The organism is Halomonas sp. BL6 (assembly GCF_006228115.1).
GTDB lineage: Bacteria > Pseudomonadota > Gammaproteobacteria > Pseudomonadales > Halomonadaceae > Vreelandella > Vreelandella piezotolerans.
In genome coordinates this window covers 24690-43713 of sequence record NZ_VDGL01000009.1, presented here as the reverse complement: position 1 = coordinate 43713, position 19024 = coordinate 24690, and the positions used below count along the sequence as shown (strand labels likewise).

General features: G+C 57.3%; 19 protein-coding genes. 8 read left to right on the top strand and 11 right to left on the bottom strand.

What is annotated here, in order from left to right:
- Positions 1-191 precede the first annotated feature (191 nt).
- From putA to FHJ80_RS16620, 3 genes are all read left to right on the top strand, one after another.
- A complete protein-coding gene (putA, locus tag FHJ80_RS16630) occupies positions 192-3383 on the top strand; it encodes a bifunctional proline dehydrogenase/L-glutamate gamma-semialdehyde dehydrogenase PutA (protein ID WP_139528452.1) in 3192 nt (1063 codons plus the stop codon).
- Between the two features lie 343 nt (positions 3384-3726).
- Complete coding sequence (gene putP / locus FHJ80_RS16625) at positions 3727-5226, top strand: sodium/proline symporter PutP (protein ID WP_139528451.1); 1500 nt, start codon at positions 3727-3729, stop codon at positions 5224-5226.
- 197 nt (positions 5227-5423) lie between these two features.
- Positions 5424-6050: an OmpW family protein gene (locus FHJ80_RS16620; RefSeq protein WP_139528450.1), complete on the top strand. Its 627-nt coding sequence runs from the start codon at positions 5424-5426 to the stop codon at positions 6048-6050.
- Positions 6051-6120: 70 nt separating this feature from the next.
- Here FHJ80_RS16620 and FHJ80_RS16615 read toward each other — a convergent pair whose 3' ends face one another.
- Positions 6121-6453: a YqcC family protein gene (locus tag FHJ80_RS16615; protein ID WP_139528492.1), complete on the bottom strand. Its 333-nt coding sequence runs from the start codon at positions 6451-6453 to the stop codon at positions 6121-6123.
- 285 nt (positions 6454-6738) lie between these two features.
- Here FHJ80_RS16615 and FHJ80_RS16610 point away from each other — a divergent pair, with 285 nt between their 5' ends.
- From FHJ80_RS16610 to FHJ80_RS16595, 4 genes are all read left to right on the top strand, one after another.
- Positions 6739-7782: a DUF3549 family protein gene (locus tag FHJ80_RS16610; RefSeq protein ID WP_139528449.1), complete on the top strand. Its 1044-nt coding sequence runs from the start codon at positions 6739-6741 to the stop codon at positions 7780-7782.
- Between the two features lie 52 nt (positions 7783-7834).
- Entirely contained in the window at positions 7835-8275 is a 441-nt protein-coding gene (locus tag FHJ80_RS16605) for a RimK/LysX family protein (protein WP_139528448.1), read from the top strand.
- Between the two features lie 39 nt (positions 8276-8314).
- Positions 8315-9223: a 30S ribosomal protein S6--L-glutamate ligase gene (rimK, locus tag FHJ80_RS16600; RefSeq protein WP_139528447.1), complete on the top strand. Its 909-nt coding sequence runs from the start codon at positions 8315-8317 to the stop codon at positions 9221-9223.
- 88 nt (positions 9224-9311) lie between these two features.
- Positions 9312-9758, top strand: coding sequence for a hypothetical protein (locus FHJ80_RS16595; RefSeq protein ID WP_139528446.1), 447 nt, complete (start codon positions 9312-9314; stop codon positions 9756-9758).
- Here the strand turns inward: FHJ80_RS16595 and FHJ80_RS16590 are convergent.
- From FHJ80_RS16590 to FHJ80_RS16545, 10 genes are all read right to left on the bottom strand, one after another.
- Positions 9755-10570 carry a vancomycin high temperature exclusion protein gene (locus FHJ80_RS16590; protein WP_139528445.1) on the bottom strand — a complete coding sequence of 272 codons (816 nt, stop codon included), beginning with the start codon at positions 10568-10570 and terminating at the stop codon, positions 9755-9757. The genes FHJ80_RS16595 and FHJ80_RS16590 overlap by 4 nt on opposite strands.
- Before the next feature lie 18 nt (positions 10571-10588).
- A complete protein-coding gene (gene sufT, locus FHJ80_RS16585; RefSeq protein WP_139528444.1) occupies positions 10589-11158 on the bottom strand; it encodes a putative Fe-S cluster assembly protein SufT in 570 nt (189 codons plus the stop codon).
- An 8-nt stretch (positions 11159-11166) separates the two neighbouring features.
- The gene (locus FHJ80_RS16580; protein ID WP_139528443.1) at positions 11167-12432 is read right to left on the bottom strand and encodes a cysteine desulfurase; all 1266 of its coding nucleotides are present in this window, start codon (positions 12430-12432) and stop codon (positions 11167-11169) included.
- Positions 12433-12446: 14 nt separating this feature from the next.
- Positions 12447-13787, bottom strand: a complete 1341-nt coding sequence (gene sufD / locus FHJ80_RS16575; protein WP_139528442.1) for a Fe-S cluster assembly protein SufD — start codon at positions 13785-13787, stop codon at positions 12447-12449.
- Positions 13784-14533: a Fe-S cluster assembly ATPase SufC gene (gene sufC / locus FHJ80_RS16570; protein ID WP_139528441.1), complete on the bottom strand. Its 750-nt coding sequence runs from the start codon at positions 14531-14533 to the stop codon at positions 13784-13786. The genes sufD and sufC overlap by 4 nt, the downstream gene beginning before the upstream one ends.
- A 70-nt stretch (positions 14534-14603) precedes the next feature.
- On the bottom strand, positions 14604-16046 hold the full coding sequence (gene sufB, locus FHJ80_RS16565; protein ID WP_139528440.1) for a Fe-S cluster assembly protein SufB: 1443 nt from the start codon (positions 16044-16046) through the stop codon (positions 14604-14606).
- A 68-nt stretch (positions 16047-16114) separates the two neighbouring features.
- Entirely contained in the window at positions 16115-16579 is a 465-nt protein-coding gene (locus FHJ80_RS16560) for an SUF system Fe-S cluster assembly regulator (RefSeq protein ID WP_139528439.1), read from the bottom strand.
- 239 nt (positions 16580-16818) lie between these two features.
- Positions 16819-17166 (bottom strand): zinc ribbon domain-containing protein YjdM, encoded by a 348-nt coding sequence (locus FHJ80_RS16555; RefSeq protein ID WP_139528438.1) that lies wholly within the window; start codon positions 17164-17166, stop codon positions 16819-16821.
- Positions 17167-17257: 91 nt separating this feature from the next.
- The gene (locus tag FHJ80_RS16550; RefSeq protein WP_139528437.1) at positions 17258-17734 is read right to left on the bottom strand and encodes a YbhB/YbcL family Raf kinase inhibitor-like protein; all 477 of its coding nucleotides are present in this window, start codon (positions 17732-17734) and stop codon (positions 17258-17260) included.
- Between the two features lie 52 nt (positions 17735-17786).
- Positions 17787-18353 carry a hypothetical protein gene (locus FHJ80_RS16545; protein WP_218013992.1) on the bottom strand — a complete coding sequence of 189 codons (567 nt, stop codon included), beginning with the start codon at positions 18351-18353 and terminating at the stop codon, positions 17787-17789.
- A 159-nt stretch (positions 18354-18512) separates the two neighbouring features.
- Between FHJ80_RS16545 and FHJ80_RS16540 the strand changes: the two genes are divergently transcribed.
- Positions 18513-18974, top strand: coding sequence for a flavodoxin family protein (locus tag FHJ80_RS16540; RefSeq protein WP_139528436.1), 462 nt, complete (start codon positions 18513-18515; stop codon positions 18972-18974).
- Positions 18975-19024: the final 50 nt, after the last annotated feature.

Sequence of the window (19024 nt, the reverse complement as noted above, 5' to 3'; positions counted from 1 at the left end):
TAAAGTCGTAAACAGGTACTGCTTGCCGAGAAATTGACACGTTTTGCCATGAAAACGACATACACCTAACGGCGGCTAGCTCTAAATTCGATCGTCAGACTGGGCACCAGCCCTGCCATCACTTTTTTAACGGTAGCCAACCCAGCTATCGTTAAAGTTGCTCGTTTCAGACCTGTCTTACGGGGGCTCCAATGCTCAATGCTAAGAAAATGCGTGACTCTGCCACCTGGCAAACCGACCTCGATACACTCATGCAGCGTGTCAGCGAACACTACATCGTCGACGAAGATGCTTACGTGGGCGAGCTGATCAAGCTGCTCAACGCCGATCAGGACGATTTCGCGCGCATTGAAGCCAACACGGCAGCGCTGGTACGCGACGTTCGCAACATGGACACCGCTGTCGATACCATCGACGAGCTGTTGCAACAGTACAGCCTTGATACCCACGAAGGGCTCATGCTGATGTGTCTCGCCGAGGCGATGTTGCGTATTCCGGACAAAGCTACCGCCGATGCACTCATCGAAGATAAATTGGGGCCAGCCGATTGGCAGTCCCACGTAGGCAAGAGCGAGTCGTGGATGGTCAACGCCTCGACTTGGGGCCTGCTGATGACCGGCCGGGTATTGAAGCTGGATCATCCTAAAGAGGGCCAGCCCGCCCATTTCATCAATCGCATGGTGAACCGCATGGGCGAGCCGGTCATTCGTCGGGCAATGACCGAAGCCATGAAAATCATGGGTAAACAATTCGTATTGGGCCGCGACATTAATGAAGCGCTAAAGCGCTCTAAGCCGCTGTTCAATAAAGGTTACACCTACTCTTACGACATGCTGGGCGAAGCCGCCCGCACCCGCGCCGACGCCAAGCGCTATTTCGACGATTACGCCCGTGCCATCGAGCAAGTTGGTAAAGCGTGTAAGTCCCTGGGCGACAAGACGCCTGCCCCCTCGGTCTCCATCAAGCTTTCCGCTCTTCACCCGCGCTACGAATTCGGCCGCCGAGAGCAAGTGCTGGCCGAGTTGGTGGATACCGTCATCCAGCTGGTCACCAAAGCACGCGCGCTAGACGTGGCCGTTACCATTGATGCCGAAGAAGTCGATCGGCTGGAACTCTCACTGGAAGTGTTCCGTGCGATTTATCAAAGCGACGCCGTCAAAGGCTGGGGTCACTTTGGCCTAGTGGTACAGGCTTACTCGAAGCGCGCGCTACCGGTGCTGCACTACATCAACCGCTTGGCCGACGAACAGGGCGATGAAATTCCGCTGCGTTTGGTCAAAGGGGCGTACTGGGACAGCGAGATCAAAGAGTCGCAGCAGTTGGGTATCGATGGTTACCCGGTTTACACCCGCAAGGCGTGTACCGACGTAGCGTATTTGGCCTGTGCGCAGTTCTTGCTCTCTGACGACACCCGTGGCCGCATCTTCCCGCAGTTCGCGACGCATAACGCCCACACCGTCACCACCATTTTGGAACTCGCGAACCACGACAAGCGCCCGTTCGAATTCCAGCGTCTGCACGGTATGGGCGAAGCGCTTTATGATGCGGCCCTGGAGCGTGCGCCCAAAGGCACCTACTGCCGTATCTACGCGCCGGTCGGGGCTCATAAAGACCTGCTGCCTTACTTGGTTCGTCGCCTGCTGGAAAACGGCGCCAACTCATCGTTCGTTCACCAGATCGTCGATCCCGACGTGCCGGTGGAGTCGCTGTGCCAGCACCCCATTGACACCCTGCGTCAACAGAAAACGTTCTATAACAAGCGTATTCCGCTGCCGAAAGACATCTATGGACCCAAACGTCGCAACTCACGCGGGGTCAATCTCAATATCCGTAGCCACTACTACCCGCTGATGGAGAAGATGGGCGGGTTCATGGACAAGCAGTACCCCACCAAGCCGCTGCTAGCCTTCGATGTGGCCGATGACAGCGCCAACACGCATCGCGTAACGTCGCCATTCGATCGTCGCCAAACCGTCGGTAGCGTGCAGTGGACCAGTAAAGAGCAAGCGGCGAAAGCCCTCGATGCCGCCTGGGAAGCCTTCCCACGCTGGGACGCGACGCCCGTCGCCGAGCGCGCGGCGATTGTGCGTCGGCTGGGCGATCTGATGGAAGAGCACATGGCGGAGCTGATGACGCTCTGCTCCCGCGAGGGCGGCAAGCTGCTCACCGATGGCGTCGATGAAATCAAGGAAGCGGTCGACTTCTGCCGCTACTATGCCATGCGTGCCGAGGCGTCGTTTGGCGAGCCGATCGAACTGCCTGGCCCGACCGGTGAGTCCAACCGGTTGACCATGGGTGGTAAAGGCGTGTTTGCAGCCATCAGCCCCTGGAACTTCCCGGTGGCGATCTTCTGCGGACAAATCGTTGCCGCCGCCGTTGCAGGCAACACGGTGCTGGCAAAACCCGCCGAGCAAACCTCGATCGTTGCCCACCGCGTCATCGAGCTGTTGTACGAAGCCGGTATGCCCCGCGACGTGGTGCAGCTGTTGCCGGGCGACGGCCCGACCGTGGGCAGCGTATTGACGTCTGACCCGCGCATTACCGGCGTGGTCTTCACCGGCGGCACCGACACGGCGCAAATCATCAACCGCGCGTTGGCCGCCCGCGAAAATGCGCCGCTACCCACGCTGATCGCCGAAACCGGCGGTATGAACGCGATGATCGTCGACTCGACGGCCCTGCCGGAGCAGGTCGTCGTGGATGTGATTCAATCGGCGTTCCAGAGTGCCGGTCAGCGCTGCTCGGCCCTGCGGGTGCTCTACCTTCAGGAAGACGTCGCTGATCGCGTCATCGAAATTCTTAAGGGTGCGATGAGCGAACTGCGGATCGGCGACCCCCGCGACCTGGGCACCGATGTCGGCCCCGTTATCGATGAAGACGCGCGTAAAGGCTTAATGGCGCACATCGAAAAGCTCAAAGGCGAAAACCGCTTAGTCGCCGAAACGCCTATGGCCGCTGAACACACCCAGCACGGTACGTTCGTGCCGCCAGTGGCCTTTACCATCGATAGCATCGATGCCCTTACCCGCGAGCAGTTTGGCCCCATCCTGCATATCGTGCGCTACAAAGCACGCGAGTTGGACAAGGTCATCAACGACATCAACGGCCGTGGCTATGGCCTGACGTTTGGGGTACATAGCCGTAATGAATCCTTTGCCGCTGAAATAGCGCAGAAAATTCGAGTAGGCAATGTGTATATCAACCGTAATATCATCGGGGCTGTCGTTGGCGTTCAACCGTTCGGTGGACAGGGGCTATCCGGCACTGGCCCGAAAGCGGGCGGACCGCACTATTTGCAGCGCTTCGTGACCGAAAAAACGATTACTAACAACACCGCCGCCCTGGGTGGCAACGCGTCACTTCTGGCGCTAGGGGATGAGTAACGGCTCGTCCATACAACTAACCTGAACTCCTGAAAAGGAACCGTCTCATGGTTGACAATAATAGAGCAACTGCCTTGACGCGGGGGGCCTTCACGGGCCTCCCGCCGGGCACGGGGAACACGAGATACGCACGTACCCATCAACTCTCTCATGCTTTGACGAGCGAATGCGCGACGCTTGGCAGTAGAAGAGCGACTCAGGATTAACAACAACAAGGCTGTTGATGGCCGCCATGGCCTGGCCAACGCAGCCCCTGTCGACGCTCGCCGTGTACAAAAGGGTCAGCACCCGCAGTCGCTTTTGTACGTAGCGTAGCGTCGTCCTCACAAATTGGAGAAGTTTCATGGCTACAGGTGTCTGGATTAGCTTATTTGGTTACTTTGCGCTGATGATCGCCATTGGCGTGTACGCAATGCGCAAATCCACGTCTTCTTCTGAAGACTATATGTTGGGGGGGCGAACTCTTAGCCCACAGGTCGCCGCACTTTCCGCGGGCGCTTCGGACATGAGCGGCTGGCTGCTGCTGGGGTTGCCCGGCGCCATGTTCGTATCGGGCCTGGGTTCCGCCTGGATCGGGATCGGCCTGCTGGTCGGGGCGTTCTTTAACTGGCTGCTGGTGGCGCCACGCCTGCGTGAGCAGACCATCCACTACGGTAACGCCATCACCATCCCGGCCTTTTTGGCCAATCGCTTCCCGACCCGGGCGCTGTCACTGCGCACGGTATCGGCCATCGTCATCGTGATTTTCTTCGCCGTTTACACGGCGTCGGGCCTCGTCGCTGGCGGCAAGCTGTTCGAAAGCGCATTCACGGGGGTTTATAACTTCGGTGACATGAGCAACTACGCCATGGGCGTGGTCATCACCCTGGGCGTGGTATTGATCTATACCGTCGTGGGCGGCTTTTTGGCGGTGAGCATGACCGACTTCGTGCAGGGCTGCATCATGATGTTGGCGCTGATCATCATGCCAGCCGTAGTACTGTTCGGCGAAGGCGGCGGCGGTTTCTCCCAGGCCTCCGAAACGCTGAATAGCGTTGACCCCACCCTGCTCTCTTGGACGACCGGCTTGACCTTTATCGGCTGGCTGTCAGCGGTTACTTGGGGCCTTGGCTATTTTGGTCAGCCGCATATCATCGTGCGCTTCATGGCCATCCGCTCACAAAAGGATGTGCCCATTGCGCGCAACATTGGCATGGGATGGATGCTGGTATCGCTCATTGGAGCCGTTTCTCTGGGCTTGGCAGGTCGTGCGTTTGCCGTTCGTAATGGGCTGGACGTACAAGACCCAGAAACCATCTTCATTATTCTAGCCAACCTGCTGTTCCATCCGTTGATCACCGGCTTCCTGTATGCGGCGCTGCTGGCGGCCATCATGAGCACCATCTCTAGTCAGCTGCTCGTCTCCTCTTCCTCGCTGACCGAGGATTTCTATCGTCTCTTCCTGCACAAAAATGCCACTGAGCAGCAGTGTGTGGCAGTGGGACGCGTCTGCGTCGTGCTGGTCGGTATTGTGGCAGCCTTTATTGCCTCTGACGAAAACTCCCAAGTGCTGGGTCTGGTCAGTAACGCCTGGGCGGGCTTTGGTGCAGCCTTTGGCCCGCTGATCATCTTGTCACTGATGTGGCCACGTACTAACGGTGCGGGCGCGGTAGCCGGTATGATCGTCGGCGCAGTCACCGTCATGGTATGGATTGCACTGGGCTGGAACGGCTCCTTCATGGGTGGTCCCGGCGTGTATGAAATCATTCCAGGCTTCATCGCCTCGTTCATCGCCATTCTGGTCGTCAGCAGCGTGACGGCAGACGCCGGTGAGTACAAGCATATCGACCGTCAAGAAGCGTAATCCAAGATCGGATGCAAAAAGCTCAGCGGGGCAACCCGCTGAGCTTTTTTGTGCGCGGTACTTTGTGTCGAAAGTTTCGAGCCACAAGAGCACCGCGATTGCTCCAGGTCAAGAACGCCTTCGCCCTGACTCGATACACTGTCCGCATGATTGCTAAGCAACTCACTTCCCTAAAATGAACGGTCAGGAGCGACGCCATGCGCCTTTTATCACTTCCCACCTTACTCGCCACTGGGTTTGCCGCTGCCACCTTGGCCATCAGCAGCCAAGCCATTGCCTACGGTGCCGGCGACTTTTTCACCCGTGTAGGGGTCGCTAAAGTAGCCCCCAAGAGCGACAACGGCTCGCTGGCAGGCGGTGCCTTCGCAGTGGATGTTCAGGATAAAACCGACTTCGCGTTCACCTTGGGCTACCGCTTCCACGATAAGCTGGGCGTCGAGCTGCTGGCCGCACTCCCCTTTGAGCACGACATCCAACTCAATGGCGAGAGCCTCGCCTCTACCAAGCACCTGCCGCCGACCTTAACCTTGCAGTACTATCCGTTGGGCGGAAGCGACGCTCGCGTACAACCCTACGTTGGCGCAGGCATCAATTACACACGCTTCTCCGATGAGCAGCTAGCGATTGGCGAACTCGATCTCGACGACTCCTGGGGCGCTGCCGCCCAAATTGGTGTCGACCTGCTGATCGACGAACATTGGGCATTGAATGCTGCCGCCTGGTACTTGGACATCGATACCGATGCCACCGTCAATGGTGCCGCTGCAGGCACCGTTGCCATTGACCCCATGGTCGTCATGGCAGGATTGAGCTACCGTTTCTGAAGCGACGCAGTCTCCACAAAAAAATGCCCAGGGCGAGCGCCTTGGGCATTTTCGTTGATGAGACGCGCTCTTAATTCTCGGTGACGATTTGGTCGACACGCTCCACTGCTTTGACGACGAGCACTTGGTCACTGGCCCGGAACTTCTCCTGCATCATGTAAGCCGCCACCGCAGGGGCAACGTCGCACTTGGCAGGCATGGCGGCTTTGGCATCGATTAACGCGTTCAGTCGCGCAATGAACACATAACGCACCCATTGAGGCAACGACATGGTATCGATACAGAAAGGCTGCTGGCTGGCAAACGCCGACGCCTCGGGCGTAGGGGTGCGCCATAAATTCGCGGCCTTCATGGCGGCTTCAAGCTCGAGAAGCGCGGTTTGAAGCTGTTGATGGACGCTCATAAACACCTTGGGGTTGAACAATGTTGACATCCATTATCCCAACTCTGTGGGTAAGTTGCCACTCGTACGCCTCTATCGAAGTCGTTATTCACAGATTCACAGAAAACCTGCAAGAGGCTGTGGATAAACTATGGAAAGGTGTCGCCACCGCTACTCTCACGCGGCTTACACCACGTTGTTCAATTTTTAACCACCTAGATAATAAAGCGCGGATTAATCAGCGGTTGCGGCTGACAGTGGCAAACCAGCAAGGTAGAGTGCAGGCTTGAAAAGCGGAAGGATGTCATGCAGCCAATTCACACCCTTGATGAGTTTTTTACGCGCAGCGGTGCGGAGGTATCGCTTTACCATATGGGGCGCCGGGTCACGGCGTGTACACGAGACGTATTGCGCGCTTTCGAGAACGCCGAGCACGCATGGCCCGAGCCTTGGCAGGGTCAGGCACGGCTCGCCATCGTCTTCCGTTTGGGAGCCATGGAAGAGCCTGCCATTTGGTTCTTGGCACTGCCACTGGACGAGCAAGGCATGCTCTCGCCTGCCCAGCGTGACGGTTTCATCAACCGTCTGTTGGAAACGCTTGGGCGCAATGCCGCCGCCACCGACCTGGGCGCCGCCGACACGGCAGACGTCGATCATCTGATGAAAGATAATCCACTGGCGTTTACGCCGGACATTACTTTTCAGGCCATGCTCAATGCCCGGGCTACCCATGCCCATGGCCTATCTGCCAGCCAGCACCTAGAGGCTGTGGAAGCGTATTTGAGCGGCCAACAGACGATCGACTGGCAAGCTTTGGGGCTACAAGGCATTGCCGATTACGTCGTTCGCTTGGATAACGAGACCGCAGAGGCGCTCGCCGGCCGCATTCCCGGCCTGCCGACAAGTGTGATCCACTCCCTCTGCTACTGCTTGGAGCACCAACCCTTGCCGGATGCGCTCGTCGAAGCTCTGTGCGCGCGTGGCGAGGTGGCAGCCAGCGAGGGAGATTTAGAAACGCTGTGCGCCTGCGTGCGGTCCGTTGGCAGCTCCCGTGCAGCTCTAGCAGGCGAATGGTACAGCCACCTGCTAAACGACCCGGCAGCCTGCGGCCCAGATTTGATGGCCGCCATAGCCGGACGCGGCTGGCCATGGCTAGAAGACGCCGAACGCCTTCCCCGGTTCCTACAGCGCTTGGCGGAAGACGAGCGCAGCCACTTTGCCTCCGTGGTACGCGACATTGCGTTGATTCCTCGTCTACGCTTACCCGTTATGCTTACCCTACGTGACGCGCCTGCGGGTTCCGCTATCCAGGCGCGTTTATCGGCCATGCAGTCTTCGCATAACGGCTAACAACAAACGTCATCACTATGTCTTGTTTTTCTTATATCGTCAGGAGTGCACTGTGAAGGAATTACCCTATCAGGCCAAAGCGGTCATCGGCCGCCGCGAAATGGTGACGTTACCTGAGTTAGGGCTTCACCTCTGCTGCAAAGCCGATACCGGTGCGCGCACGTCGGCACTGCACGCCGAAGAGATCGAAACCCACGAAGATGCCGACGGGCAGCTATGGGTGAGTTTTTTGACCCATAGCGGCGGACCAGAAACCCCAGCACACCGCTACCGTTTACACCTACACGACCGTCGACGCGTCACCAGCTCAAACGGCCATAGCGAGTGGCGCTATGTGATTAGAACCCCTATGCAACTGGGCGAACTGAACTTTCCGGTTGAACTCACCCTGACCGACCGTCGCAATATGCGCCACGCGATGTTGCTGGGCAGGCGTGCCATGCGCCGCCTGCTCGTCGCCCCCGGTGCCGCTTTTTTGCACGGCGAGCCTTGAACACTTTTAAACGGCAACTTTTTTAAACCGGAGCCTTGCATGCATATTGCCCTGCTTTCGCGTAATCGCAACCTCTACTCTACCCGCCGACTGGTGGAAGCCGCCGAACAGCGCGGCCACACTGCCCGGGTTGTGGATACCCTGCGCTGCTATATGAGCATCGCCTCGCACCACCCCTCTATTCACTATAAAGGCGCGGAAATCGAGCCGTTCGATGCGGTCATCCCTCGTATTGGCGCGTCGGTGACTTTTTACGGCTGTGCGGTGCTACGTCAGTTCGAAATGATGGGCACCTACGTCCTCAACGACTCGGTCGCGATTACTCGCTCCCGTGACAAGCTGCGTTCGCTACAGCTGCTCTCCCGTAAAGGCTTGGGCCTACCCATTACTGGTTTTGCTCACTCCCCTGACGACATTCCCGACCTGATCACCATGGTGAAGGGTGCCCCCCTGGTCATCAAGCTACTGGAAGGCACTCAAGGCATTGGTGTGGTATTGGCAGAAACCAACCAAGCCGCAGAGTCCGTGATTCAAGCCTTCATGGGCATGAAAGCCAATATCATGGTGCAGGAGTACATCAAGGAAGCACGCGGCGCCGATATTCGCTGTTTCGTCATTGGTGATAAGGTCGTCGCTTCGATGAAGCGACAAGCGGCAGAGGGCGAATTCCGCTCTAACCTACACCGCGGCGGCACCGCTAGCGTGATTCGCATTACCCCAGAAGAGCGTTCCACCGCAATTCGTGCAGCCAAGGCGATGGGACTGCGCGTCGCGGGCGTGGATTTGCTTCGCTCGAACCACGGCCCGGTGATCATGGAAGTCAACTCGTCTCCCGGACTACAGGGCATCGAGAGCGCCACCGGCAAGGATATTGCCGGCATGATCATCGAGCATATCGAAAAGAATGCAGTGCCTGCTCGCAAAGCACCACCCAAGCCTAAAGGCTAACGGTCAATTGTAAAAATAATCCCCATTAGGGGTGGCAAATCAACGCTGCCACCCCCACAATCTGCGTCACCGAAGGAGGTAGACGCTCATGTTTCTCGACAATCGCCAAGTGGCGATGGACAGCGTGCTGGAAGCGCTGGCCGATAGCATTGATTATTTCCAGGACAATATCGAACGCCTGCGCCCCTCGCTGCGCGATGCACTGAAGCCGCACTATACTGAGCGACTCCAACAAATGCGCACGTTGCAGGAGCTTGCCCGTGCTCACCTGAAAATGCTGCCACGGGATGCGGATGTCGAGCGGGACGATTTTCTGTGGCTGTGGAGCCGTTTGAAGAGTTTCGTGGGCAACGATAGCCAAGTATTGATCAATGAGCTGTTGGAACAAGAGCGTGTACTCATGCAGGCCCTTTCAACGCTATTCACTCACCCTCTGCCCGATCCCATCGAGCCGGTCGTGGACGAGTGCATGCAGGGTTGCCGAAAGCTTATCCGGGAGCTGTATAGCCTGCAAAAACGCAAAGCCCGGCGCTAGTATCGGGCATTAGGGGTTAAGTACTCCTCGGCACTCGGCTCTATCCCCCTTTCATCCTCCTGCGTCTGCAATAACAGTAGAGCAGCATCGCTATTAACGGTCGTTTCGAGTGCCGGTTTGCTGCTTTCAGTCGCACTACTGCTCTGCGGCTGTAGATCGATCGGCTCAGCGGGACCAAGAAAGTAAGGCTCCCTTCCCCAGAGGTATAGGTCTCCCAACGTGGCAATGCGTGCGACCCACTCGCGCATCCTCAGCCGCCACTCGTCTGCTGCGGGTTGCTCCTCTGCGATGCAGCCCGTCACGTCCATGCCTAGCGCTCGACCAATAAAGATGGCCCGAGGCAAATGCCAGCTCTGAGTGACCAATAGCGCCTCATCCAACTGAAACACATCTCGCGCACGCACCATCGTGTCGTAGGTGCTAAAGCCAGCGAAATCCATCGTCAGCTGCTCCGCGGACACCCCTCGGCGATACAGGTCTCGCCACATGGCGCGCGGCTCGTTATACGCCTGGGTGCGATTGTCCCCGGAGATCAGCAGATGCTTCACACGCTGGTCAGCCACAAGGCGCGCTGAGGTTCGCATGCGGGCATGAAAGTGAGGGTTGCGCAGGCCACTGCGCGTCCAGTGAGAGGTGCCAAACACAATCGCTACATCGGTCGGACGACACTGCGCCCAGTGGCCGTCGATATAGCGTGTGGTGCTCGCGAGCACCCACAAATTACCGGCTATAAACAGCAATGTCGCCAGCAGCAACAAGGCTCCTAGCGACATTAGCAAACGCTTCATCCAACGTAATAACAGGCTGTGCATCCAGCTCCCCAACAGGGGTTAGAACATGCCGAGCTCTAGCTTGGCTTCGTCGCTCATCATGTCACGACTCCAGGGCGGGCTGAAGACGATCTCGGTATGCACCTTGTTGATTTGCGGCGCTCCCAGGATTTTGTTGCGCGCATCGGCGGCAATCACGTCCCCCATCCCACAACCTGGCGCGGTCAACGTCATACGGATAGTCACCATACGCTCGCCGCTGATCAAGCGCTCGATTCGGCAGCCATATACCAACCCTAGATCAACGATGTTGACCGGTATTTCGGGATCGAAACAGGTGCGTAACTGATCCCACACGAACTGCTCGATCTCTTCATCGCTAGCGCTCTCAGGGAGCGTCGGCCGTGGGAGCGGCTCTAGCCCCAGCGCGTCCAAATGACGTCCTTCGATCAAGTATAAACGCCCTTCGAACCCGACACTGACCGAGCTGCCTTTGGCTTGCATGACGCTGACGACACTATCTTCCGCCAGCGTCTCCGTTTTGCCAAACGGAATGGCGATAGCGTCGACATCTCGTTGCAGCGGTAGTTGTTGGCCTCGTTCGAGGCTGGCCACTTGCTCGATATCCATAGCAGTCCTTAACGTACCATCCCAATCACGCGGTTGAGCGCTGCCACGAAGATATCCACTTCGTCGAGCGTATTATACGCCGCAAACGAGGCACGACAGGTTGCCTCGACACCAAAATGATGAAGCAGCGGCTGAGCACAGTGGTGTCCAGTGCGAATCGCGACGCCTAACTGGTCGATAAGCAGGCCAATGTCCTGGGCATGCGCACCCTCGACCACAAAGGAGAGAACACCCGCTTTATGGGGCGCGGTTCCCAGGATACGCAGGCCGTCGATCTGGTTGACGGCCTGAGTCGCATGGTCCAGCAATACCGTTTCCCAGGCACTAATCGCGTCGACACCGACGCCTTCCATCCACTCCAAGGCGCGCCCTAGTGCCACGACCTCGGCAATGGCGGGCGTGCCCGCTTCGAATTTATGAGGAATATCGGCAAACGTAGTGCCAACATCGAAAGAGACGGTGCTAATCATCTCACCACCACCCTGCCAAGGCGGCATGGCCTCTAGTAGCGCCTGCTTGCCGTAAAGCACGCCTACGCCCGTAGGGCCGTATACTTTATGACCTGAGAAAGCGTAGAAATCGGCGTCTATCTCCTGAACATCGACCTGCTGATGCGGCGTGGCCTGGGCGCCATCGACCAGGATCAATGCGCCGTGCTGATGCGCCAATGCCGCCATCTCTTTCACCGGGTTGATCGTGCCCAGTGCATTGGAGACATGATTCACGGCCACTAGCTTGGTGCGCTCGCTCAACAGCTCACGGTACGCCTGCATATCGAGCGAACCGCGGGCATCGACCGGAATCACCTTGATGGTGACCCCTCGCTCGGCTGCCAACAGCTGCCAAGGCACGATGTTAGAGTGGTGCTCCAGCATCGAGATCAATACCTCGTCACCCGCGCCGAGTGAGCTGCGCCCCCAGCTCTGCGCGACGAGATTGATGGCCTCGGTAGTACCCCGCGTGAAAATGATTTGGCGAGCATCTTCAGCATTGAGAAACGCTTTGACACGATGACGTGTGGTTTCAAAAGCGGCTGTCGCTTCATCGGCCAGCGTGTGCAGCCCACGGTGAATGTTGGCGTTATAGCGCGAATAGTAGTCGCTAAACACCTCGATCACCTGTTGTGGCGTTTGGCTGGTCGCCGCGTTATCCAAATAGACGAGTGGTTTACCGTGCACTTCACGATTTAAAATCGGAAAGTCGCCACGCAGTGCCTCAACGTCATACGCCTCAGTGCTGCCCGCCATGGGCTTCTCAATCACGCTATGGGGCATCGATGACTCCTTGATTAATCGTTGAGCGCAGCCGCCGCTTCGACCAGTCCGGCCAGGTTGAAACGCTCCGGCAATTTACCCGCCACCGCCAACTCGACGCGCTCAGCGACGGCATCCAGTGCCACTTGCTCCAGCACTTCCCCAGCAAACGCCAGTGTCAGAAGGCCACGGGCGGTGGCTTCGTCGATACCGCGGGTACGCAGTGCGTAGATCGCGTCCTCGTCCAACTGACCGGTAGTGGTACCGTGGGAGCACTTCACGTCGTCGGCATAGATTTCAAGCTCGGGTTTTGCGTCGATTTGCGCGCGATCCGATAGCAGCAGGTTCTGGTTGCTCTGGAAACCTTCGATCTTCTGGCTGTCGCGCTTCACGTAGACCTTACCGTTGAAGACGCCGTGAGCGCGGTCATCCAGAATGCCTTTGTAGTTCTCGTTCGAGAACGTCAGCGGGGCGTTGTGGTTGACCTTGGTGTGGTTGTCCACGTGCTGACGCCCCTGGCCAAAGAACAGGCCGTAGAAGTTCGTCTCAGCGCCCTGCCCATTCAAATCGCTGATCAGGTCGTTACGCACCAGCGCGCCACCCAGATTCAGGTTGTGCGAGGTGTAGCGGCTGTCACGATTCTGCTCTACGTGGATGCTCGCCACATGCAGATCGCCGAGCGGCGCCTCCTGCAGCTTGTAGTGGTTCAAAATCGCCCCACGATCCAGCATCAACTCAGCCACCACGTTGGTGAAGTTGGCGGCATCCGCCTCGCCTACGTAGTGCTCGATCAGTGTCGCTTCGCTACGCCCAGCGGCTTCCACCAGAATACGTGGATGGCTCATCACCGGCGTGCCCGCGCGGGAAAGGAACTGCAGCAAAATGGGCTTTTCGACTACGGTGCCGGGGGCGATACGCACCACGGCGCCCTCTTCCATAAAGGCCGTGTTCAGCGCAGCAAAACTCGAGAAGTCGACACCGGTCAAACGACCCAACGGCCCTCCAACGGCTTCATGGTTATCCGTCAGCGCTTTGGAGAGCGGCATGACCTGAACGCTGTCGGGAAGCGCATCGAGGTCCGATAGCGCTGCCGAAAACACACCGTCCACGAACGTCAGCCGGTAAGCATCCAGTGGCAGCGTGAGGGCAGCCGCCTGGGCCTGAGAGAACTCGGCGTTCTCTGCCAAGGCAAAGTTGCCCTGGGCGATGGCGCGAACATCGGTATATTTCCACTCTTCATCGCGGCGGGTCGGGAAGCCCATTGCTTCGAAGCGAGCCGCGCCCGCCTGACGGCGAGCAGCGATCCAGGTAGGCTCTCCAGCGCGCTGCTGACTGCGCGCCGCTAGCGTGTCCAGAAAGGTTTGGGTATCGCTCATGCCACGGACTCCTCAATGCCTTCGTAACCGTTGGCCTCTAGCTCTTTGGCAAGCTCGGCATCGCCGGTTTTGACGATGCGGCCGTCGACCAGAACGTGGACTTTGTCCGGTACGATATAGTCCAGCAGGCGCTGATAGTGGGTGACCAATAGAATGGCACGCTCTTCGGCACGCAGGCTGTTCACGCCGTCAGCGACGACTTTCATGGCGTCGATGTCGAGGCCAGAGTCGATTTCGTCGAGCATGGCCAGCTTTGGCTGCAGCACCAGCATCTGCAGGATTTCATTGCGCTTTTTCTCACCGCCGGAAAAGCCTTCGTTCACCGCACGCTGCAGAAAGCTGGCGTCCATTTTCATGAAGCCAAGCTTCTCTTTCACCAGCTTCATGAATTCGGGGGCAGGCATTTCACCTTCACCGCGCGCAGCCCGCTGAGCGTTCAGCGCGGACTTCAGCAGGTAGATGTTCTTCACGCCCGGAATTTCGACCGGGTATTGGAAACCCAGCAGCAGACCCGCTTGGGCGCGCTCTTCGATTTCCATCTCCAGTACGTCCTGACCTTCGAACGTAATGCTGCCTTGGGTCACCTCGTAGCCATCTTTACCAGCAATAACTGCTGACAACGTGGATTTACCCGCGCCGTTAGGGCCCATGATGGCGTGAACTTCACCGGCATTGATGGTGAGCGTCAAGCCTTTCAGAATCTCTTTACCTTCGACGGTGACGTGTAAATCATTAACTTGCAACATAGTGATCGCCTTTTAAATGCTTGCGGGTCGCGAGCGCGACGCCCTTAAAATGAGTTGGGTGCCGGTGCGGTCAGCCCACCGCGCCTTCCAGAGTGACATTTAGCAGTGCTTCCGCCTCAACTGCGAATTCCATCGGCAGTTCCTGGAAAACGTCTTTACAGAAACCGTTAACGATCATGCTGACCGCGTCCTCTTCGGAGATACCACGGCTCTGGCAGTAGAAGAGCTGATCTTCACCGATCTTGGAGGTCGTTGCTTCGTGCTCGATGGTCGCCGTGCTGTTACCGATTTCTTGATACGGAAAGGTGTGTGCCCCGCACTTGTCGCCGATCAGCAGTGAATCGCACTGGGTAAAGTTACGCGCACCCTTGGCACGCGGCCCGATCTTGACGAGACCACGGTAGGACTGGTCGCTCTTACCCGCCGAAATGCCTTTGGCGACGATGTAGGAGCGAGTACCCTCACCAATGTGAATCATCTTGGTGCCGGTATCCGCCTGCTGGCGGCCATTGGTAACGGCAACGGAGTAGAACTCGCCGATGCTGTCTTTGCCACGCAGTACGCAAGAAGGATACTTCCAGGTGATCGCCGAGCCGGTTTCGACCTGTGTCCAGCTGATGCGGGAACGCTCACCACGGCAGTCTCCGCGCTTGGTCACGAAGTTATAGATGCCGCCCTTACCCTCTTCGTCACCGGGATACCAGTTCTGTACGGTGGAGTACTTGATGTAGGCATCGTCCAATGCAACCAGTTCGACCACGGCAGCGTGCAACTGGTTTTCATCGCGCATGGGTGCGGTGCAGCCTTCCAGGTAGGAGACCTCGGCACGATCCTCGCAGATGATCAGCGTGCGCTCGAACTGGCCCGTATTGGCCGCGTTGATACGGAAGTAGGTAGACAGCTCCATCGGGCACTTCACGCCTTTTGGCACGAACACGAACGAGCCATCAGTGAACACGGCGGAGTTTAGCGCAGCAAAATAGTTATCAGCCACGGGCACTACCGTACCCAGGTACTGCTTGATCAAATCCGGGTAGTCACGAATCGCTTCGGAAATGGAGCAGAAAATCACGCCCGCTTCCGCCAGCTCTTTTTTGAAGGTCGTCGCAACCGAGACGGAGTCGAAGACCGCATCGACGGCAACCCCTGCCAGGGCGGCACGCTCGTGCAGCGGAATACCCAGTTTCTCGTAGGTTTCCAGCAGTTTAGGGTCTACCTCGTCGAGGCTTTGGGGACGATCTTCTGGGCGCTTGGGCGCACTGAAATAGGAGATCTCTTGATAATCGATGGGCGGATAGTCGAGGTGCGCCCAGGATGGCTCTTCCATCTTCAACCACTGACGATACGCATCCAGACGCCACTCCAACATCCACTCGGGCTCGCCTTTCTTCTTGGAAATGAAGGCAATGGTGTTTTCATCAAGGCCAGGTGGCAGTGTGTCGCTTTCGATATCGGTTACAAAACCATCTTTGTACTCGCGACGAACCAACTGTTCCATTTCTTCGCTTGCCATGGTGATACCCTCCGGGCAGTTGGGTGGCGAGGTCAGCTCGCCGTCAATAGGGTGATAGACCTAGCGGCTTATGCGGATGCCGCCGATAGGCTAATGCTTTGGATCGGTAACTGTACGGGCAGTTTGATAGGTGTCGTGTCGGCCAAGTGCGCCAACGTCACACTTTCGAGTAACGTGCGAATGGCCAGCGATACTCGCTGCCAGTTGTCGGCCACACCGCAGGTGGCCACCAAGTCGCACTCACCTTCGGCTTGGCTGCACTCGGTCATCGCGACGGGGCCTTCAATGGCACTGATAATGTCAGCCGCCGTGATGTGCGACGCTGGCCGCGCTAGGCGATAACCACCTTGAACCCCACGCTGCGACTCCAAGAGTCCTGCTTTCACCAGCATTTTAAGGGTTTTACTCACGGTGGGATGGGGTAGCTGTACCGCGTCTGCTAAGTCAGCCGCCGCATGCGACGCCTGGGGATGACGGGCAATTTGTGCCATCACCACAGCGGCATAATCTGTCAGCCGAGAAAGCTTGAGCATAGTCACTCCGTTTGCCATCGCGTTGGGCCGAACCGTTGGCCTACCCGCTAATTGGGTACCATTTTAGTCCTGTATAAATTTGATGTGAAGCCCTTCTGCAAAATCCTTATCAAATAGCGCGACTTCTTAGCACGTTCGCGGCTGATAACATCAAAAAAGCCAATCATTATCATTTAGGAAAACTATGACATGGACATAAAAAAGCCTGCTCGCAAGCGGCAGGCTGTCAGAAGGCGGGATTAAGAGGTGACTTTCTTGACGAACATGGACTTCAATTTCATAGGACCAATACCGTCGACTTTACAGTCGATGTCGTGATCGCCGTCCACCAATCGAATGTTTTTGACTTTGGTGCCTACTTTGACGACCGAGGAGCTGCCTTTGACCTTGAGATCTTTGATCACGGTCACCGAGTCACCATCGACGAGCAGGTTGCCGTTTGCATCACGAATGCCATCATCCAAGTCCGCTTCGCTGGCGCTTGGCGCTTTCGACCACTCGTGACCACACTCGGGGCAAACATACTGAAGGCCATCATCGTAGGTAAACTCAGAGGCACAGGTAGGGCAGTTAGGCAGGTCACTCATTAAAGACTCCATCGCAGCAGACAGTCACGCAAACAGTAGCAAGCGACGGAGCCTACACGGCTTGAGCGCAATGCTCCAGCCTAATGCCGGTTTAGCCTCGCTGGTAAGTACCTACCAAGCGATTCATTCCCAGCAGATGGGGTTCCACGGCCTGGAGTAGCTCAGGCAACGTCAGCCCTTCGGGCAGTGACGTCTGCTTGTCCAGCGCCAGTACCCAGAAGTAGTAAAGGTGGCTGCCATGTCCTTCCGGCGGCATAGGCCCGCCATATCCCAATTTACCGAAATCGGTGATACCGGACGTGCCCAGCGCAGTACTTTCTTCCAGCGAAGTGGTCTCACCAGGCAGGTTGTACAGCACCCAGTGAACGAAACCATAACTGCCCTCTTTCACCAGTGGCGCATCTGGGTCATGACAAATCACCGCAAACCCCTTAGTACCTTCCGGCGCCCCCTCCCACGCAAGCGCTGGGGAAACGTCTTCAGCCTCGCCCGTGTGCTTGGCAGGAATCGCTTGGTGATTCGCAAACGCCGAGCTAGTGACGCTCATTGAGGATAGTGCAAAAGCCATCATGCTCTCCTATTCTACGGATGTAATAGCAAGCCATAATGTAGCGAATGATTTAGCGAAACTCTAATCGCGACGAATGGCGTTCCCACCACTGCTGCGCAATTCGCCGATTTGCCGCATTTGCGTTAGGGTCTAATACGGAGGGCAATTGAATGTAGTCACCGTCCGTTTGAAACGTCACAAGCGGATCCTGTGTGGCGAGCTGAAGCGCGTATAGCACCAGCATCAACTCATAAGCGTCATCGGTGTGTAATCTTGAGAACAACAGCGGCACTGCCGGCAGGCCGATGTCGCCTAGTCGCTCGGCGGCGATGTACCAAGGCCTTGAGTTATCGGGGCCTCCATACTGGCTGACGAACCGGCGATCCGCCAAGCGGCTGACGTAATAAGCGGCCTCTTCTTCTGGACTCACCTGCAGTGGCGGCGCCCAATCATCGGCGCGCACCACGGAAGATGGCTGCGCTATCTGCGCGCTAGGCACTGTCGCTACTTGATTGACGGCAGGAGCCGCCGAGCGCTCGTTATCGGCAGGCGGGCGTGATGGGCCGGCACACCCTGCCAATAAGAGTGCCAATGTGCAAAAAGTGGTGATCCCTATCGCTTTGGTCTGCTGGCGCATGACGCAATTCCCTGGTTGATCGTTCAACGCTTGATACCCTATCCAAGATGCCGTGTGAGAGCGTTTGATTGGTTTACCCAAAGGCGACTAGGCTGTGCCATGGAGTGCTTACAGTGTGGCACCTCTTGAACTTACCGCCAATTGCCTGAAGAACGCCGAATGAAACGTCTATTAATCGTGGCCCACTCCCCCTCCATCAATACCCGCGCCTTGAGCGAGGCCGTACAGCGAGGTGCAGAACATGAGGATATCGAGTCAGTGACGTGCATCGTCAAAACGCCTTTCGACGCAGGACCGACGGACATCCTCGATTGTGACGGTATCGTATTGGGCACTACCGAAAACCTAGGCACCATGAGCGGCGCGCTAAAGGACTTTTTCGACCGCAGCTACTACGGCGTACTGGAAGAGAAGCAGGGCCTGCCCTGCGCGCTCTACATCCGCGCGGGCCATGATGGAACGGGTACTCGTCGGGCAGTGGAAAGTATCGTTACGGGACTACGCTGGCGTTGGGTGCAGGACCCTCTGATTTTTCGCGGCGAGTGGCAAGAGGCGTTTATCAGCCAAGCCGAAGAGCTGGGCATGACCCTTGCTGCTGGGTTGGATAACGGATTGTTTTAACATCTTGAAACGAAAAACGGCACCGCTCAGGGTGCCGTTTTCATTACGGG

What these genes read in the sequence shown, in the direction of transcription:
- sufT (WP_139528444.1), bottom strand. Translation starts at nt 11,158, where the DNA reads ATGGATATCGAGCAAGTGGCCAGCCTCGAACGAGGCCAACAACTACCG.
- sufB (WP_139528440.1), bottom strand. Translation starts at nt 16,046, where the DNA reads ATGGCAAGCGAAGAAATGGAACAGTTGGTTCGTCGCGAGTACAAAGAT.
- FHJ80_RS16590 (WP_139528445.1), bottom strand. Translation starts at nt 10,570, where the DNA reads ATGCACAGCCTGTTATTACGTTGGATGAAGCGTTTGCTAATGTCGCTA.
- sufC (WP_139528441.1), bottom strand. Translation starts at nt 14,533, where the DNA reads ATGTTGCAAGTTAATGATTTACACGTCACCGTCGAAGGTAAAGAGATT.
- rimK (WP_139528447.1), top strand. Translation starts at nt 8,315, where the DNA reads ATGCATATTGCCCTGCTTTCGCGTAATCGCAACCTCTACTCTACCCGC.
- sufD (WP_139528442.1), bottom strand. Translation starts at nt 13,787, where the DNA reads ATGAGCGATACCCAAACCTTTCTGGACACGCTAGCGGCGCGCAGTCAG.
- FHJ80_RS16550 (WP_139528437.1), bottom strand. Translation starts at nt 17,734, where the DNA reads ATGGCTTTTGCACTATCCTCAATGAGCGTCACTAGCTCGGCGTTTGCG.
- FHJ80_RS16620 (WP_139528450.1), top strand. Translation starts at nt 5,424, where the DNA reads ATGCGCCTTTTATCACTTCCCACCTTACTCGCCACTGGGTTTGCCGCT.
- FHJ80_RS16555 (WP_139528438.1), bottom strand. Translation starts at nt 17,166, where the DNA reads ATGAGTGACCTGCCTAACTGCCCTACCTGTGCCTCTGAGTTTACCTAC.
- putA (WP_139528452.1), top strand. Translation starts at nt 192, where the DNA reads ATGCTCAATGCTAAGAAAATGCGTGACTCTGCCACCTGGCAAACCGAC.
- FHJ80_RS16610 (WP_139528449.1), top strand. Translation starts at nt 6,739, where the DNA reads ATGCAGCCAATTCACACCCTTGATGAGTTTTTTACGCGCAGCGGTGCG.
- FHJ80_RS16545 (WP_218013992.1), bottom strand. Translation starts at nt 18,353, where the DNA reads ATGCGCCAGCAGACCAAAGCGATAGGGATCACCACTTTTTGCACATTG.
- FHJ80_RS16540 (WP_139528436.1), top strand. Translation starts at nt 18,513, where the DNA reads ATGAAACGTCTATTAATCGTGGCCCACTCCCCCTCCATCAATACCCGC.
- FHJ80_RS16580 (WP_139528443.1), bottom strand. Translation starts at nt 12,432, where the DNA reads ATGCCCCATAGCGTGATTGAGAAGCCCATGGCGGGCAGCACTGAGGCG.
- FHJ80_RS16560 (WP_139528439.1), bottom strand. Translation starts at nt 16,579, where the DNA reads ATGCTCAAGCTTTCTCGGCTGACAGATTATGCCGCTGTGGTGATGGCA.
- FHJ80_RS16615 (WP_139528492.1), bottom strand. Translation starts at nt 6,453, where the DNA reads ATGAGCGTCCATCAACAGCTTCAAACCGCGCTTCTCGAGCTTGAAGCC.
- FHJ80_RS16595 (WP_139528446.1), top strand. Translation starts at nt 9,312, where the DNA reads ATGTTTCTCGACAATCGCCAAGTGGCGATGGACAGCGTGCTGGAAGCG.
- putP (WP_139528451.1), top strand. Translation starts at nt 3,727, where the DNA reads ATGGCTACAGGTGTCTGGATTAGCTTATTTGGTTACTTTGCGCTGATG.